Origin of the sequence: Streptomyces spinoverrucosus (assembly GCF_015712165.1) — a bacterium.
GTDB classification, from domain to species: domain Bacteria; phylum Actinomycetota; class Actinomycetes; order Streptomycetales; family Streptomycetaceae; genus Streptomyces; species Streptomyces spinoverrucosus_A.
Genome location: NZ_JADPZX010000001.1, coordinates 3,797,565 through 3,813,925, shown reverse-complemented (window position 1 = coordinate 3,813,925; position 16,361 = coordinate 3,797,565). Strand labels below are relative to the sequence as shown.

General features: G+C 70.3%; 12 protein-coding genes. 4 read left to right on the top strand and 8 right to left on the bottom strand.

Annotation, left to right across the window (positions count from 1 at the left end; translation table 11 throughout):
* Positions 1-17: 17 nt before the first annotated feature.
* Positions 18-713, top strand: a complete 696-nt coding sequence (locus I2W78_RS17100; RefSeq protein ID WP_196460907.1) for an NUDIX hydrolase — start codon at positions 18-20, stop codon at positions 711-713.
* A gap of 78 nt (positions 714-791) precedes the next feature.
* Positions 792-1,991, top strand: coding sequence for a MarP family serine protease (locus tag I2W78_RS17095; RefSeq protein ID WP_196460905.1), 1,200 nt, complete (start codon positions 792-794; stop codon positions 1,989-1,991).
* A gap of 9 nt (positions 1,992-2,000) precedes the next feature.
* On the opposite strand, the gene I2W78_RS40485 is transcribed toward I2W78_RS17095, so the two are convergent.
* The 6 genes from I2W78_RS40485 to I2W78_RS40480 form a co-directional block, all read right to left on the bottom strand.
* Positions 2,001-2,180, bottom strand: coding sequence for a hypothetical protein (locus I2W78_RS40485; RefSeq protein ID WP_230885484.1), 180 nt, complete (start codon positions 2,178-2,180; stop codon positions 2,001-2,003).
* Positions 2,181-2,349: 169 nt separating this feature from the next.
* The gene (locus I2W78_RS17090) at positions 2,350-3,288 is read right to left on the bottom strand and encodes an alpha/beta fold hydrolase (protein ID WP_196460904.1); all 939 of its coding nucleotides are present in this window, start codon (positions 3,286-3,288) and stop codon (positions 2,350-2,352) included.
* Entirely contained in the window at positions 3,285-3,791 is a 507-nt protein-coding gene (locus I2W78_RS17085) for a phage holin family protein (protein ID WP_196460902.1), read from the bottom strand. The genes I2W78_RS17090 and I2W78_RS17085 overlap by 4 nt, the downstream gene beginning before the upstream one ends.
* An 89-nt stretch (positions 3,792-3,880) precedes the next feature.
* Positions 3,881-5,302, bottom strand: a complete 1,422-nt coding sequence (nhaA, locus tag I2W78_RS17080; protein ID WP_196460900.1) for a Na+/H+ antiporter NhaA — start codon at positions 5,300-5,302, stop codon at positions 3,881-3,883.
* A 206-nt stretch (positions 5,303-5,508) separates the two neighbouring features.
* Entirely contained in the window at positions 5,509-7,566 is a 2,058-nt protein-coding gene (gene acs / locus I2W78_RS17075) for an acetate--CoA ligase (RefSeq protein WP_374222674.1), read from the bottom strand.
* 374 nt (positions 7,567-7,940) lie between these two features.
* Complete coding sequence (locus tag I2W78_RS40480; protein ID WP_230885483.1) at positions 7,941-11,186, bottom strand: SulP family inorganic anion transporter; 3,246 nt, start codon at positions 11,184-11,186, stop codon at positions 7,941-7,943.
* A 293-nt stretch (positions 11,187-11,479) separates the two neighbouring features.
* Here I2W78_RS40480 and I2W78_RS17060 point away from each other — a divergent pair, with 293 nt between their 5' ends.
* Positions 11,480-12,745, top strand: coding sequence for a polysaccharide deacetylase family protein (locus I2W78_RS17060; protein ID WP_196460896.1), 1,266 nt, complete (start codon positions 11,480-11,482; stop codon positions 12,743-12,745).
* Between the two features lie 6 nt (positions 12,746-12,751).
* Here I2W78_RS17060 and I2W78_RS17055 read toward each other — a convergent pair whose 3' ends face one another.
* Complete coding sequence (locus I2W78_RS17055; RefSeq protein WP_196460894.1) at positions 12,752-13,732, bottom strand: ATP-binding protein; 981 nt, start codon at positions 13,730-13,732, stop codon at positions 12,752-12,754.
* Positions 13,733-13,833: 101 nt separating this feature from the next.
* Between I2W78_RS17055 and I2W78_RS17050 the strand changes: the two genes are divergently transcribed.
* On the top strand, positions 13,834-14,655 hold the full coding sequence (locus tag I2W78_RS17050; RefSeq protein ID WP_196460892.1) for a Fic family protein: 822 nt from the start codon (positions 13,834-13,836) through the stop codon (positions 14,653-14,655).
* A 368-nt stretch (positions 14,656-15,023) separates the two neighbouring features.
* Here the strand turns inward: I2W78_RS17050 and I2W78_RS17045 are convergent, their stop codons facing one another.
* Positions 15,024-15,857 (bottom strand): HAD family hydrolase, encoded by an 834-nt coding sequence (locus tag I2W78_RS17045; RefSeq protein ID WP_196460890.1) that lies wholly within the window; start codon positions 15,855-15,857, stop codon positions 15,024-15,026.
* Positions 15,858-16,361 lie beyond the last annotated feature (504 nt).

Genomic DNA, 16,361 nt, shown 5'->3' with positions numbered 1-16,361 from the left:
AAACGACGGGGGTGGCGATGACACGAGCGAGTGAGACGCAGGGCGGCCCGGTGGTGCTCAGCAAGGAGGGGCTGCCCGACTGGCTGGACCCGGTCGTGCGCGCCGTGGAGACGGTCCAGCCGCGCCAGCTGAGCCGCTTCCTGCCGCCGAAGGACGGCGCCGGCCGCCAGTCCGCCGTACTCATCCTGTTCGGCGAGGGCGAGCGCGGCCCCGAGCTGCTGCTGATGGAGCGGGCGAGCTCGCTGCGCTCGCACGCCGGACAGCCCTCGTTCCCCGGCGGTGCCCTCGACCCCGAGGACGGCGACCCGCACGCCGACGGACCCCTGCGGGCCGCTCTGCGCGAGGCCGAGGAGGAGACCGGCCTGGACCCGTCCGGGGTGCAGCTGTTCGGCGTGCTGCCCAAGCTCTACATCCCGGTCAGCGGCTTCGTCGTGACGTCGGTGCTGGGCTGGTGGCGGGAGCCCAGCCCCGTGGGGGTGGTTGACCCGAACGAGACGGCCAGGGTCTTCACGGTCCCCGTGGCGGATCTCACGAACCCCGCCAACCGCGCCACCACCGTCCACCCAAGCGGTCACCGAGGTCCGGCATTTCTGGTCGAATCGGCACTTGTCTGGGGCTTCACAGCCGGAATCATCGACCGCCTGCTGCACTACGCGGGCTGGGAGAGACCGTGGGACCGCGACAAGCAGGTCCCGCTCGACTGGCGGTCATGACAGGGTGGCCCTCGTGCTGTGGCCGGGCCTACGGCCGACCAGGAGTGATCGCGAAGTGATGAGGCGAGGCTTGAAGCGGTGAACGTGCTGGACATCCTGTTGCTGGTCGCCGCCGTGTGGTTCGCGATCGTGGGCTACCGCCAGGGCTTCGTCGTCGGCATCCTGTCGGTGATCGGCTTCCTCGGCGGCGGCCTCGTCGCCGTCTACTCACTGCCCGTCATCTGGGACGCGCTGACCGCCAACGCGGAGGTGAGCACCACCGCCGCCGTCGTCGCGGTGGTCGTCGTGATCGTCTGCGCCTCGGTCGGCCAGGCCCTGACGACCCATCTCGGCAACAAGCTGCGCCGGTACATCACCTGGTCCCCGGCCCGCGCCCTGGACGCCACCGGCGGAGCCCTCGTCAACGTCGTCGCCATGCTGCTGGTGGCGTGGCTGATCGGCTCGGCGCTGGCCGGCACCACCCTGCCGACGCTCGGCAAGGAGGTGCGCAGCTCGAAGGTGCTGCTCGGCGTCTCCCGCGCGCTGCCCGCGCAGGCCGACACCTGGTTCGCGGACTTCTCCTCGGTGCTCGCGCAGAACGGTTTCCCGCAGGTCTTCAGCCCGTTCGCCAACGAGCCCATCACCGACGTACAGCCGCCCGACCCGGCCCTGGCCAACAGCCCCGTCGCCACCCGCGCCCAGCGCTCCATCGTCAAGGTGATGGGCACCGCCCAGAGCTGCGGCAAGGTCTTGGAGGGCACCGGGTTCGTCTTCGGTGAGCGCCGCGTCATGACCAACGCGCACGTGGTGGGCGGCGTCGACGAACCCACCGTCCAGATAGGCGGGGAGGGCCGACGGTACGACGCGACGGTCGTCCTGTACGACTGGCAGCGCGACATCGCCGTACTCGACGTACCCGATCTGGACGCGCCCGCCCTGAGGTTCGCCGACGACGACGCGGCGAGCGGGGACAGCGCGATCGTCGCGGGCTTCCCGGAGAACGGGGCCTACGACGTGCGCGCCGCGCGCGTGCGCGGGCGCATCACCGCCAACGGCCCGGACATCTACCACCGGGACACCGTCCGCCGCGATGTCTACTCGCTGTACGCGACCGTCCGCCAGGGCAACTCCGGCGGCCCGCTGCTCACGCCCGAGGGCGAGGTCTACGGGGTCGTCTTCGCGAAGTCCCTCGACGACGCCGAGACGGGGTACGCGCTGACCGTGGACGAGATCCGCGAGGACATCACCAAGGGGCGTACGGCGAACCAGCAGGTGGGCAGCGACAGCTGCGCGCTGTAGTGGAGGGCGTCACCCGCGCGGGTGACGCAGCCGTACCGAGACCCAGCGGGCCCGGCGGCGCAGAATGCGCGGGATGCCCACCCTCGGGTCCGTGCCCGCCAGTTGCTGGGTGCCCCGGCGGTGGGGGCCCGGGCTGTTGCCCGAGCGGCGAGTGCGTGCTGCGTCACTGTAGTCGTGCGTCCAGCCCATACCCCGACGTGTGCCCCCGCCCCAAGGTCGATAACCGCTTCCGAGGCCGCCAATTGGCCTATGCGCCAGGCATTTGGCAGTTCGTAGTACAGGCGTACTGCTCCGCATAGCGGGCGCTTCGGCTCGCCGACCGGCCGAGGGCCATGGTCTTTCGGCCGGACGGCCCAGTTCAGCGGTCCGGTTCGGGGTCCTTCAGCCAGCCGATCAGCTCGTTGGAGAACGCCGCCGGGTCCTCCTCGTGCGGGAAGTGGCCGAGGCCGTCGAACAGCCGCCAGCGGTACGGGGCTTCGACGTACTCGCCGGAGCCGGCCGCGCTGCGGGTGCGCGTCACGGGATCGAGGGAGCCGTGCAGATGCAGGGTCGGCACGCGGACGGGGCGCTTCATCCGGCGGTTGAACTGGATGCCGTCGGGGCGGGCCAGGGAGCGGACCAGCCAGCGGTACGGCTCGATGGAGCAGTGCGCCGTCGACGGGATGCACATCGCGCGCCGGTACGCCGCCACCGCCTCGTCCTCCGGCAGTCGCGGCCCGGACCAGTCCCGGATCAGCCGGCCCACCAGCGCCCCGTCGTCCGCGACGAGCTGCCGCTCCGGGATCCACGGCCGCTGGAACCCCCAGATGTACGAACTCGCCGCCGTCTGCCGCACGTCGGAGAGCATCGCCGAGCGCCAGCGCCGGGGATGCGGCATCGACGCGACCACCAGACGGCGTACCAGCTTCGGCCGCATCACGGCCGCCGTCCACGCCAGATAGCCGCCGAGGTCATGCCCGACCAGCGCGGCGTCCGGCTCACCGAGTGAGCGGACCACGCCGGTGATGTCGAGGGCGAGGTTGGCCGGGTCGTACCCCCGAGGCGTGCGGTCGCTGCCGCCGACACCCCTGAGGTCCATGGCGACGGCCCGGAACCCGGCGTCGGCGAGCGCGACCAGCTGGTGCCGCCAGGCCCACCAGAACTGCGGGAAGCCGTGCACCAGCATCACCAGCGGTCCGTCGCCCAGCTCCGCGATGTGAAAGCGCGCGCCGTTCGCCGCCACGTCCCGGTGCGTCCAGGGGCCGTCGGGCCGGATGACCGAGGCGGGCTGCGCCGAAGGGGTGTCGGGTTCCGTCATGACGACGAGCGTGCCACAGCCTCGATGGCCTCGGGCGCGCGGTCCCGGGGAAGCTCGGGCAGCTCCGGCCGCGCGGGACGCGGGTGCGGCTTGGCCTTCTGCAGCACGCCCGCCGACTCCTTCATCGACGCGGCCACCTTCTGCGGGCCCTTGCTCTTCTTGGCCTTCTTCGCGAACACCAGGCCGATCAGCGCCAGGACGAGGGCGATCAGGACGTTCGCCGCGAAGGACAGCAGAAAGCAGATCGCGAGGTTCCACCCGCTCCAGGTCCGGATGCCGTACGCCAGAGCGAAGTTGAGCATCGGCAGGGAGAACAGCAGCAGCCCGCCGGCCGCCATGAACGCGCCGCCGCTCGTCGCACCGCGCTTGACGTCCTGCCTCAGCTGGGCCTTGGCCAGCGCGATCTCGTCGTGCACCAGCGCCGACATCTCGGCCGTCGCGGAGGCGAACAGCTGGCCGATGCTGCGTTCGGCGCCGACCGGGCTGCCGTCGGGTGCGCTCATCGCGGTCTCCCTCTTCTGCTTACTTCTGCGTACGGGGTCCGTCTGTGCCTGACTGCGCACGGTCCCGTCTTTTGTACCGTCTCGTCAGATCATGCCGGACCGTCGCCCTCATCGCCTGCCCCGCCGCCCACTTCGGCAAGCTCGGCGGCCCTGACTTCGGCGATCCGGCGGTGCTCGGCGGCCTTCCGGTCGTAGATCTCCGCCATCCGCAGGTGGTACGCCGGGTCGTGCTCCTCGTAGATGTCCGGGATGCCGTCGAGGTCCTCGTCGCGCTCCTCGGCCTCGCAGAGACTGCGGTACTTGGCGTTCCGGATCTTCAGCAGCACCGTCGCGATCAGCGCCGCTATCAGCGAGCCGGTCAGTACGGCGGCCTTGATCTCGTCGGTCAGGACCGCGTCGCCCTCGAAGGCCAGTTCGCCGATGAGCAGCGAGACGGTGAAGCCGATGCCGGCGAGCGAGGCGACGGCGAAGACGTCCGGCCAGGCGAGGTCGTCGCTGAGCGAGGCCCGGGTGAAGCGGGCGGTCAGCCAGGTGCCGCCGAAGATGCCGATCGTCTTGCCGACGACGAGACCGAGGACCACGCCCAGCGTCTCCGGCCTGCTGAACACGTCCCCCAGCATGCCGCCGGAGACCGCGACGCCCGCGCTGAACAGGGCGAACAGCGGTACGGCGAGGCCCGCGGACAGGGGGCGCACGAGGTGCTCGATGTGCTCGCCGGGGGAGTGCTCCTCGTCCTTGTGGGTGGTGCAACGCAGCATCAGGCCCATGGCGACGCCGGCGATGGTCGCGTGCACGCCGCTGTTGTACATCAGCGCCCAGATCACCAGGGCCAGCGGGACGTAGATGTACCAGCCGCGTACGCCCTTGCGCAGCAGCAGCCAGAAGACGCCGAGGCCGACGAGAGCGCCGCCCAGCGCCGCGAAGTTGATCGAGCTGGTGAAGAAGATCGCGATGATCAGGATCGCGAACAGGTCGTCCACGACGGCGAGCGTCAGCAGGAAGGCGCGCAGGGCGCTCGGCAGCGACGTACCGATGACCGCGAGCACGGCGAGCGCGAAGGCGATGTCCGTGGCGGTGGGCACGGCCCAGCCCGCGAGGGAGCCGCCGCCGATGCCGTTGGTGAGGGTGTAGACCAGTGCCGGGACGGCCATGCCGCACAGCGCGGCGACCACCGGCAGGACGGCCGCCTTGGGGTCGCGCAGATCGCCGGCGACCAGCTCACGCTTGAGCTCGATACCGGCGACGAAGAAGAAGATCGCGAGCAGCCCGTCCGCGGCCCAGTGCGCGATGGACAGGTCGAGGCCGAGGGCGGCGGGGCCGATGTGGAAGTGCGAGACGCTCTCGTAGCTGTCGCGCAACGCGGGTATGTTCGCCCAGATCAGCGCGACGACCGCGGCGACGAGCAGCAGCACACCGCCGACCGTCTCGGTGCGCAGCGCGTCCGCGACGAAGGTCCGCTCGGGCAGGGACAGGCGGGCGAAGGCCTTGCGGGCGGGGCGGGGCATGGTCACGGGAAGACCTCCGGGCTGTGGGCAGCACAAATGACATGCCGACCAGACTTCCCGGCGCACCCTCGGATCATTGTCGCGTTGTTGACGCGTTCCTTAGCTTACCTAAGATGCGCTGGGCCGTCTCGGTGATCTTCACGTTACGGATGAAAGGGGCACCCGGCGCGCCGTTGAAGCGTCTCCCGCCGGGTGCCCGGTATCCGCCGGGGTCAGTCCTCGCTGGGCGCCGCCGGGAGCTTGGCCTGGATGAGGTCCATGACCGTGGAGTCGGTCAGCGTGGTCACGTCACCGAGCTGGCGGTTCTCGGCGATGTCCCGCAGCAGGCGGCGCATGATCTTGCCGGAGCGGGTCTTGGGCAGCTCCGCCACCGGCAGGATCCGCTTGGGCTTGGCGATCGGGCCGAGGGTGGCGCCGACGTGGTTACGCAGCTCGGCGACCAGATCCTCGGTCTCCGCGGCCGTACCGCGCAGGATCACGAAGGCGACGATCGCCTGCCCGGTCGTCTCGTCCGCCGCGCCCACCACGGCCGCCTCGGCGACGGAGGGGTGGGAGACGAGGGCGGACTCGACCTCGGTGGTGGAGATGTTGTGGCCGGACACGAGCATGACGTCGTCGACGCGGCCGAGCAGCCAGATGTCGCCGTCGTCGTCCTTCTTGGCGCCGTCGCCGGCGAAGTACTTGCCCTCGAAGCGCGACCAGTACGTGTCGATGAACCGCTGGTCGTCGCCCCAGATCGTGCGCAGCATCGACGGCCACGGCTCGGTGAGGACCAGGTAGCCACCGCCGCCGTTGGGCACCTCGTGCGCCTCGTCGTCGACGACCGTCGCGGCGATGCCGGGCAGTGGTGTCTGCGCCGAGCCGGGCTTGGCCTCGGTGACGCCGGGCAGCGGCGAGATCATCATCGCGCCGGTCTCGGTCTGCCACCAGGTGTCCACGACGGGCGTGGCGTCGGCGCCGATGTGCTTGCGGTACCAGATCCAGGCCTCGGGGTTGATCGGCTCACCGACCGAGCCCAGGATCCGCAGGCTGGAGAGGTCGAACTTCGCGGGGATGTCGTCGCCCCACTTCATGAACGTACGGATCGCGGTGGGCGCGGTGTAGAGGATCGTGACCTTGTACTTCTGCACGATCTCCCAGAAGCGGCCCTGGTGCGGGGTGTCGGGTGTGCCCTCGTACATCACCTGGGTGGCGCCGTTGGCGAGCGGCCCGTAGACGATGTACGAGTGCCCGGTCACCCAGCCGACGTCGGCCGTGCACCAGTACACGTCGGTCTCCGGCTTGAGGTCGAAGACCGCGTGGTGGGTGTATGCCGTCTGGGTGAGGTAGCCGCCGGAGGTGTGCAGGATGCCCTTCGGCTTACCCGTCGTACCGGAGGTGTAGAGGATGAACAGCGGGTGCTCCGCCTCGAACGCCTCCGGCGTGTGCTCGGCGGACTGCCGCTCGACGAGGTCGTGCCACCACACGTCCCGGCCCTCGGCCCAGGCGACCTCCTGGCCGGTCCGGCGGACCACGAGCACATGCTCGACGTTGCCCGCCTTCTCCACCGCCTCGTCCACGGCCGGCTTCAGCGCGGAGGGCTTGCCGCGCCGGTAGCCGCCGTCGGAGGTGATGACGACCTTGGCGGTCGCGTCCTGGATACGGGTGGCGAGGGCGTCCGCCGAGAAGCCGCCGAAGACCACGGAATGCGCGGCGCCGATACGGGCGCAGGCCAGCATCGCGATCGCCGTCTCCGGGATCATCGGCATGTAGACGGCGACCCGGTCGCCCTTCTGAACGCCCAGCTCCAGCAGGGCGTTGGCGGCCTTGGAGACCTCGTCCTTGAGCTCGGCGTAGGTGATGGCGCGGCTGTCGCCGGGCTCGCCCTCGAAGTGGATGGCCACGCGGTCGCCGAGCCCGGCCTCGACATGCCGGTCCACGCAGTTGTACGCGACGTTGAGTTCGCCGTCCTTGAACCACTTGGCGAACGGCGGGTTCGACCAGTCCAGCGTCTCGGTCGGCTCCTTGGCCCAGGTCAGCCGGCGGGCCTGCTCGGCCCAGAAGCCGAGCCTGTCAGCCTTGGCCTGTTCATACGCCTCCGCCGTGACATTGGCGTGGGCGGCCAGGTCGGCGGGGGGCGCGAACCTGCGCTCTTCTTTGAGCAGGTTGGAGAGGGAAGAACGCTCGTCGGTCACTGTCCCGTCTCCTTCCCCAGCAGGTTGGCCAGGCTCTCGTTGCTCACGACATCTCCCTCTCGAAGGGTGTCCGTTGTGTCCCAGGCCACAGCTCATCAGACCTGGTGGCCTGATGACAAGGGTCGACGGGATATTGGTTTAGACCTGTCGGGGGCGTGGTCCCGGTATGCCGCCGGCACGCCAGTCCGGCTCCGGACCGCTTCCGACGCCTGGTCATTCCTTCCCACGGACGCCGCCCGAAGCCGGTTCAGCGTTGTTACGCCCCTCACATCCCGGACCGCTGTCCCGGGGCCCGCCTCAGGGGTGGGCATCCCGGGTTGGCGGTCCCGGGGCGGCGTCCCGGGGGCTGCCTCGGGACCCGCCTCGGGGGTGGGCGTCCCGTGGCGGCGGTTCCGGGGCGGCGTCCCGGGGCCCGCCTCGCGGTTGGGCGTCCCAGTGCGGCGGCTCCGGGGCGGCGTCCCGGGAGCCGCTCACGCGGACAGGCCCGCCGCGCGGACGGTGTCGAACACCTGCCCCTGATTCGTCTCGGTGAGCAGATACGACTGTGCCTCGCCGACGTGGAAGTACATCCCGTGCAGCTCCAACGCGCCCTCGTGCAGCGCCCGGGACACCGACTCGTGAGCGCGCAGGTGCTCCAGTTGCTGTACGACGTTGGTCAGGCACAGCTGCTCGGCCACGTCGGCTGGCGGCCGCCCGGCCAGCCGGGGCCAGGGCCGGTCGTCGGCGACCATGCGCTCCAGGCTGGGCAGCCCGTGCCGCAGCCACCGTCTGAGCGGCGTGCGGGCGCTGCCCGGCTCGGAGTTGAGCAGTGCCTGCATGGCTCCGCAACCGGAGTGGCCGCAGACCGTGATGGACCGCACCTTCAGTACGTCCACCGCGTACTCGATGGCCGCCGCCACCGAGTCGTCGCCGCTCTCCTCGCCGGGCTGTGGCACCAGGTTGCCGACGTTGCGCACCACGAACAGGTCGCCCGGACCACTGGAGGTGATCATCGAGGTGACCAGACGGGAGTCGGCGCACGTGAGGAACAGCTGGACGGGGCGCTGACCTTCGCGGGCCAGCCGTGCGAGTTCGCCCCGGACGAGGGGGGCCGTGTTGCTCTGAAAGGCGCTGATGCCTCGGGCCAGTTGGTGGCTGGCGGGGGTGTCGTGGGGGTGGGGGTAGGGATGGGGGTGGGGGCTGGGGGAGTTGGTGAGGGTGGTGGGGGTGGTGGGGCCGGTGGAGTGGGCGGGGCTGCCGGGGTGGTGAGAAACGTGGGGAGCGTTGGGTCCGCCGGGGCCGGGGCCGGGGCCGGTTCCTCCGGGTCCGCCGGGGCGGTGGGGGTCGCCGGGGGCTTTGGAGCCGAGGTGGCTTTGGGGGCTGTTGGGAGCGATGGAGCCGCGGTGGCTTTGGGAGCCGCCGGGATCGTGGGAGCCGGCGTGGGAGTCGTCGGCGTTGAGCGAGTCGTCGGAGCGTGGGAAGCCGTTAGCGCTGTGAACGGTGCCCCAGTCGCCGGAGCTGTGAGGACGGCCGGGGGCGCCGGAGTAGCTGGGGGTGCTGGGGGTGCCGGAGCCGTCGGACCTGCCGAAGACGGTGGATCCATTGGAGTCGACAGAGCAGTCGGACCCGGCAGGCCCGGCAAACCCGTACGCGCCCTGCGAGCTCGCGAAACCCTCCGAGCGCGGGGAGCTCTGCAAGCTTGCCGAGCCCTCCGAGCGCAACCAGCCCTCCGAGCCTGCCCACCCCTTTGCGCCCGCCGAACCTTCCGAGCCCGCCGTGCTCTTCGCGCCCGTCGAGCTCGCCGTGCTCTTCGCGCCCGCCGAACCTTCCGAGCCCGCCGTGCCCGTAACGCCCGCCGAGCCCTCCCAGCCCGCCGTGCCCGCAACGCCCCCCGTGCCCGCAACACCCGCCGAACCCCTCGAACCTGTCGAGCCTTCCGAGTTCGCCGCGCTGGCCGAACCCGCCGAACCCGCCGACCCCGCCGAACCCACCGAACCCTCCAGGCCGCCGAACCCGTCCGAGCCCCCACCCCACACCGCACCCCCCGGCATCGCGAGCAGCGGCTGCTGCACCTCGCACTGGTGGTTGCGCCACGGCGTCCACGGACTGCAACGGCAACCGGCGGAAGCGTCCGGCTCGCTGACCCCGGTCTCCCCCTGACGGTCGGGGAAGCTCATGGGCTCGGCGATTCGGACCCCGGCGCGGCGGCGGCCGGTCAGCTCGACGGTGCCGCCCGTCGCGGTGTGGGTGTTCTGCCAGTCCTGCAGGGTCTCGTACGCCGCGTGGTCCATGAACGAGCCGTCCAACTCGACGACGACGTCGGCCCCTTGGGGTACGAGGTGCAGGGCACGGCTGAGCCGTGGCACCGCGAGGAACGTCAACTGTCCCCTTACCTGTACGTGATGGACTCCTTCCGTCACTTCGTGGGTGATGCGGGTGCGGGTGAGGCGGTGCAGGGCGACGCCGACGGCCACGGCGATCCCCAGCGCCACGCCCTCCAGGACGCCGAGGAGCACCACGCCGAGGGTGGTGACCACGTACACCAGCACCTCACGGTGGCGGGTCACCGTACGGATGTGGTTCAGGGACACCATCTGGATGCCGACGGCCATCACCAGGGCGGCGAGCGAGGCGAGCGGGATGAACTCCAGGATCGGGACCATCAGCAGCGTGGCGATCACTACGAAAACGCCGTGCAGCATCGTGGAGTTCCGGCTCACCGCACCGGCATGCACATTCGCGGTACTGCGCACGGCCACGCCCGCCACCGGCAGCCCGCCGAGTCCGCCGGAGACGATGTTGGCGGCGCCCTGACCGAGCAGTTCGCGGTCGAGGTCGGAACGGGGGACGCGGCCGGCGAGGCCGGTCCGGGCGGCGGCCATTTTGTCGACGGCCACCGCGCCGAGCAGCGACTGCACGCTGCACACCAGCGTCGTGGTGAGCACGGCGGCGACGAGGCCGAGCGCCGGACCCTCGGGCAGTCCGGCCAGGGCGTGGCTGCTCCAGTTGGGCAGTTCGACCTTGGGCAGGGTGAGCCCGGCCAGCGAGGCGGCTGCGGTGGCCCCGGCGACGGCGACGAGCGCGGCGGGTGCCTTGCGCAGCAGGCGGCCCGCCCGGCCGGGCAGCCGGGGCCAGGCCAGTAGCAGGGCGAGCGTGAGCGCGCTTGTCGTGACGGAGGCCGGATGCAGGTCGGCGAGCTGGGCGGGCAGCGCGCGCAGGTTGTCCAGGACGACGCTCTGCGGGGTGCCGCCGAGCACGATGTGCAGTTGGGCCACGGCGATGGTGACGCCGATGCCGGCCAGCATGCCGTGCACGATCGCGGGGCTGACGGCGAGCGCGGAGCGGGCCACGCGCAGACAGCCCAGGCCGAGCTGGGCGAGCCCGGCGAGCACGGTGATGGCGCACGTCGTACGCCATCCGTAGCGGTGGATCAGGTCGGCGGTGACGACCGTGAGGCCGGCCGCCGGGCCGCTCACCTGGAGCGGGGAGCCGCCGAGTCGCCCGGCGACCAGACCGCCCACCGCCGCGGCGACGAGCCCGGCCTGGAGCGGCGCGCCGGTGGCGAGGGCGATGCCCAGGGAGAGTGGCAGCGCGATCAGGAAGACGGAGATGGAGGCCGACACGTCGGCGCCGGCGATATGGAACCGGCGCCGCCGGGTCGGCGGCGGGCTGTGGGATGGGTGGACCCGCTGAGGTCGATGCGGGTCGGGGGCTCGAGTGGGGACGCAGGCTGACATGTTTCCCGTCTCCTCCGGGGCAGCGCGGTCGCGGAACAGGTGGTTCCCCCGCCGGGGCGGGGTCGGGTCGCGGCCGTGGGTCACGGCGTGCAGTGGCGGGATCAGCAACTTTCAGTAAACGAATCGTAATGCAGAGTAAAGGACGAGCATGGATTTTCCCGGCAAATGGGTTAACCAATCACTCCAGTGAGTGAAGTGGACATTTCATCGGCTTGTCGTACTAATTCCTTCCTCGCTCCGTGCGACCTTGGCGGCGCTGCCGACTCGTCGACTGGGGAAGGAAGGTGGGCGGAATGGCCGCCACCCGGAGGATCGCCGCGGGCGCCGTGGGCGCCGCGGTCTGTGCCGTATCACTCGCGGGCTGTGGGACCGGTTCCGACAGTTCGGAGGGAGGGGTCTCCGGCCCCCAGGGTGCGCCGGCGCCGCCCAGGAGCGCGGTCCGGCTGATCGGGGACGGCTCCACCGCGTTCACCGGTGCGCAGCCCCACCTGTCCCGCGCCGAGCGGCTGAAGCCCGGTCAGAAGCCCCCGCAGTTCGTGGTGTTCTCCTGGGACGGCGCGGGTGAGGACAGCCAGCGGTTGTTCTCCCACTTCCGCGAGGTGGCAAAGGCCAACAACGCCACCATGACGTACTTCCTCAGCGGCGTGTACCTGCTCCCCGAGGACAAACGCGACCTGTACAGACCGCCGCAGCACTCGCCGGGCCGCTCGGACATTGGCTTCAACGACCGGCAGGGCATCGCCGAAACCGTGAAGCAACTGCGGCTGGCGTGGCTGGAGGGCAACGAGATCGGCACCCATTTCAACGGCCACTTCTGCGGCAGCGGCGGTGGCGTCGGCGAGTGGTCGGTGGAGGAGTGGAAGGACGAGATCGCCCAGGCCAAGCAGTTCGTGAAGTCCTGGAAGACCAACAGCGGCCTGAAGAACGCCGCTCCGCTGCCCTTCGACTACGACCGGGAACTCATCGGCGCCCGCACCCCCTGCCTGGAGGGCCAGGCCAACTTCCGCAAGGCCGCCCGGGATCTGGGCTTCCGCTATGACACCAGCGGCGTCAACAACCAGGTCTGGCCCGGCAAGAAGGACGGCCTGTGGGATGTGTCCATGCAGCTGGTGCCGTTCCCCGGGCACAAGTACGAGCAGCTGACCATGGACTACAACTTCATGGTCAACCAGTCGGGCACCACCACCCAGGGCGACCCCGGCATGCACGAGTTCTGGGGCAACCAGATGCGCGACGGGCTGCTCCAGGGCTTCCAGCGGGCGTACGACGGCAACCGCGCGCCCCTGATCATCGGCAACCACTTCGAGTCCTGGAACGGCGGCACCTACATGCGCGCCGTCGAGGACGTCGTCAAGCAGGTGTGCACCAAGCCCGAGGTGCGCTGCGTGTCCTTCCGCCAGCTCGTCGACTGGCTGGACGCCCAGGACCCGAAGATCCTCGCCAAGCTGCGCACGCTCAAGGTCGGCCAGGCCCCGAAGCAGGGCTGGGAGTCCTTCCTGTCGGCCCGCCCCGCCCCGGCCCCGAAGGGTGCGCCCGGGGTCCCGGCGGACCGGCCGTAGGCGTCGTCAGACGGGTTCGACGACGCCCTCGCTGAGCACGAAGTCGGGGTCGACCTGGGCGGCCAGGTCGACCCCGTGCCGTTCGTTGGCCCAGGACTGGGCGTTCTTCAGGTGGAAGTGCGCCATCTGGCGGGTGTAGCGCTCCCAGTCGCGTCGTTCGTACGTCGCGTCGGCGGTCGTCCGCAGCGTGTCCAGGGCGCGGCGGTTGACGTCCTCCAGCTGGTCGAACCGGGGCGGCCGGCCCTTCTCCATGGCACGCACCCAGTCGGAGTGCCCGACCGTCACGAGCAGGTCGTCCCCGACTTCGGCACGGAGGAAGTCGAGGTCGTCCTGGCCCTGGACCTTGTTGCCGACGACCTTCAGCTCGACGCCGAAGTCGCGGGCGTACTCCTTGTACTGGCGATAGACGGAGACCCCCTTCCGGGTCGGCTCGGCGACGAGGAACGTGATGTCGAAGCGGGTGAACATGCCGGAGGCGAAGGAGTCCGAGCCCGCCGTCATGTCGACCACGACGTACTCCTCGGGCCCGTCCACCAGGTGGTTCAGGCACAGCTCCACCGCTCCGGTCTTGGAGTGGTAGCAGGCGACCCCGAGGTCCGCGTCCGTGAAGGGGCCGGTGACCATCAAACGGACGGCCCCGCCGTCGAGTTCCACCGGACGGGCGCAGGCGTCGTAGACCGGGTTGTCCTCGCGCACCCGCAGCAGCCGCGAGCCCTCGCCGGGCGGCGTCGTCTTGATCATCGACTCGGCCGAGCCGATGCGCGGGTTGGTGCCGCGCAGGTGGTCCTTGATCAGCGCCAGCCGGTCGCCCATCGCGGGCAGACGGGCGGCCTCCGCCTCGTCGAGGCCGAGCGCGGCCCCGAGGTGCTGGTTGATGTCGGCGTCGATCGCGACGACCGGGGATCCGGCGGCCGCCAGATGGCGAATGAACAGGGAGGACAGGGTGGTCTTTCCGCTGCCGCCCTTGCCAACGAAAGCAATTTTCATGTTCATCAAGCGTAGTGGCGCGTCGGGCACGGTGGTCGGCGAGGCGTGAAGAAGACCACTCCTTCGTGGGGTTTCCGCGGCGGGTGCGTAGTGTCGTACTCATGAGTACGACAGGCGCGACCGCCGATCCGCTCGCTGCACTGGGCTCACTGCCCGGTGTGGCCGAGTCCGTGGAGTCCGTGCGCAAGGCCGTGGACCGGGTCTACGGCCACCGGGTCATGCGCAGGCGCAGCAACGAGATCACCTCCGAGGCGGCGCTGCGCGGGGCCCGCGGTTCCGCCGCGCTGTCCGGCGCGGACTGGGCCCTCGAAGAGGTGCGCCGGCGTACCGACTTCAGTGGCGACGAGGCCCGTGTGATGGGGGCGGCGCTGCGGCTGACCGCCGAGGCGGGGCAATTGCTGTCCATCTGGCGGCAGTCGCCGCTGCGGGTGCTGGCCCGGCTGCACCTGGTGGCGGCCGCGGACAAGGCCGACCAGGTGGGGCGGCCCCGGCAGCAGGGTGAGCCGGTCGACGAGCCGCTGATCGGTCAGCCGCTGCCGAACGCGGCCGAGGTGTCGGGGCGGCTGGAGGGGCTGTCCGAGCTGATCATCGGGGGCAGTTCGGCGCCCGCGTTGGTCATGGCCGCCGTCGTGCACGGCGAGCTGCTCGCGCTGCGCCCCTTCGTTTCGCACAACGGTTTGGTCGCACGCACGGCCGAGCGGATTGTCCTGGTCGGTAGCGGCCTCGACCCGAAGTCGGTCTGCCCGGCGGAGGTGGGACACGCCGAGCTGGGCCGGGCGGCCTATCTGGCGGCGTTCGAGGGCTACCTCTCCGGCACTCCCGAGGGCATGGCCGCATGGATCGCGCACTGCGGCCGGGCGGTCGAGCTGGGCGCGCGCGAGTCGACGGCGGTGTGCGAGGCGCTGCAGCGCGGGGCGGCGTAAAAGGTTCCGGACAGGGTTGCGGCGGTACGAGTTCTCGTACCGCCGCTGGCATGCGCATCGGGTTACCAAGCGTCCTCGATATGTTGCCCATCAGGTCGGGATCTTTGCCCGTGACCTGGTGCGGCTGGCCCGTAATCGACGGGTCGACGTCGCGTGGGTGCCCGGTGTTCATGCGCGGTCCGTGGGGCCAAATGCGTTTAAAAGGTGATCCTCTCGGATGTCCTTGGTCTCGCGGGCCGTTGTCTCCTTTGTACTCCAGGTGAGAGGCAAGCGGAAGCGGGCGCCTCACTTCTTTACTTTTGAATTCAAAGGCATACCAAACGGGCGCCGGGCTTCCGGGAGTTGCCCGACTGTGGCGAAGTGGCAGGTCAGGCGGTGGCCGGCCGACGTCGGCTGGCGTACCAGACCAGGCCGGCGGTGGCTGCCGCGGCCCCTATGGCGGCCGCCGCGACCAGAGCGGGACGCGGCGGTACGGAGAACGCGGGTAGTCGCTGCTTGAGTCTGACCGGGCGGTGGAAATCGAGAATCGGCCACCCGCGCGCGAGTGCCTCTCGGCGCAGTGCGCGGTCCGGATTCACCGCGTGCGGATTTCCAACCGCCTCCAGCATCGGAAGGTCCGTCGCCGAGTCGCTGTAGGCGTAGCAGCGTGAAAGGTCGTATCCCTCGGACTCGGCCAGCTCCCGGACCGCCTCCGCCTTTGTGGGGCCGTAGGCGTAGTACTCCACCTCGCCCGTGTAGCAGCCGTCGTCGCCCACGACCATCCGGGTGGCGACCACGCGGTCGGCGCCGAGCAACTCGCCGATCGGCTCGACCACCTCGGCCCCCGATGTGGAGACGATCACCACGTCCCGTCCGGCGGTGTGGTGCTTCTCGATGAGGGAGGCGGCCTCGTCGTAGATGATCGGGTCGATGATGTCGTGCAGCGTCTCGGCGACGATCTCCTTGACCTGCTCGACGTTCCAGCCGCGCACGAGCCTGGACAGGTACGCGCGCGTGCGTTCCATCTGGTCGTGGTCCATGCCGCCCAGGAGGAAGACGAACTGGGCATATGCGGTACGCAAGGCGGCCCGGCGGTTGATCAGGCCGCCCTGATAGAACGACTTGCTGAAGGTGAGCGTGCTCGACTTCGCAATGACCGTCTTGTCCAGGTCAAAGAAGGCCGCTGTGCGGGGCAACGAGTGGTTTTCCACGACCCTGAGCATAGGGGCAGCCCATTCGGCGTAAGGTGGGGCGTGTGGGTTTGCCTGAGAGGGCTCTCGGGTACACCATGGAAGTCACGGATCGTTCGCGACCGTGCTAACCCGGTCCGACTCCTCCCCCCCCGAGTCGGCCGTGGGGACGACCCCCGCTCTCCCCCCCGGCGGGGGTCGTCGCATGTCCGGGCGGGTTTTTCCCTTGTCTGCGCGGCCACGAGGCCGCATCGAGGCGGCTGCGGCCGCCTCTTTCGCATGCCCACGATCCGTCACTGTACGTAGCCGTCGGACTGCTCTGCGGAAGTCGCACAGGAGATGGTGCAGGGGTCACCGGTATGGGTGACGGCGATATTCACAACCACCGAGTTGTCCACAGTTATTGACCAAGATCCACACGATTTTCGGGATCGCTGCACCGTGATTCCTGCGCGGCCCGCTCGCGGCGAGTTCCTGGCCGGTTCCGATTGTCGGGCGCGCATGGCCGGATTGCGTCGGCCGTTCATATGGAGGCCC

Excerpts from the sequence above, each read along its gene's own strand:
- I2W78_RS40485 (WP_230885484.1), bottom strand. The coding sequence starts at position 2,180 with ATGGGCTGGACGCACGACTACAGTGACGCAGCACGCACTCGCCGCTCG.
- I2W78_RS17060 (WP_196460896.1), top strand. The coding sequence starts at position 11,480 with ATGGCCGCCACCCGGAGGATCGCCGCGGGCGCCGTGGGCGCCGCGGTC.
- I2W78_RS17100 (WP_196460907.1), top strand. The coding sequence starts at position 18 with ATGACACGAGCGAGTGAGACGCAGGGCGGCCCGGTGGTGCTCAGCAAG.
- I2W78_RS17090 (WP_196460904.1), bottom strand. The coding sequence starts at position 3,288 with ATGACGGAACCCGACACCCCTTCGGCGCAGCCCGCCTCGGTCATCCGG.
- I2W78_RS17050 (WP_196460892.1), top strand. The coding sequence starts at position 13,834 with ATGAGTACGACAGGCGCGACCGCCGATCCGCTCGCTGCACTGGGCTCA.
- acs (WP_374222674.1), bottom strand. The coding sequence starts at position 7,566 with ATGAGCTGTGGCCTGGGACACAACGGACACCCTTCGAGAGGGAGATGT.
- I2W78_RS17045 (WP_196460890.1), bottom strand. The coding sequence starts at position 15,857 with ATGCTCAGGGTCGTGGAAAACCACTCGTTGCCCCGCACAGCGGCCTTC.
- I2W78_RS17085 (WP_196460902.1), bottom strand. The coding sequence starts at position 3,791 with ATGAGCGCACCCGACGGCAGCCCGGTCGGCGCCGAACGCAGCATCGGC.
- I2W78_RS17055 (WP_196460894.1), bottom strand. The coding sequence starts at position 13,732 with ATGAAAATTGCTTTCGTTGGCAAGGGCGGCAGCGGAAAGACCACCCTG.
- I2W78_RS40480 (WP_230885483.1), bottom strand. The coding sequence starts at position 11,186 with ATGTCAGCCTGCGTCCCCACTCGAGCCCCCGACCCGCATCGACCTCAG.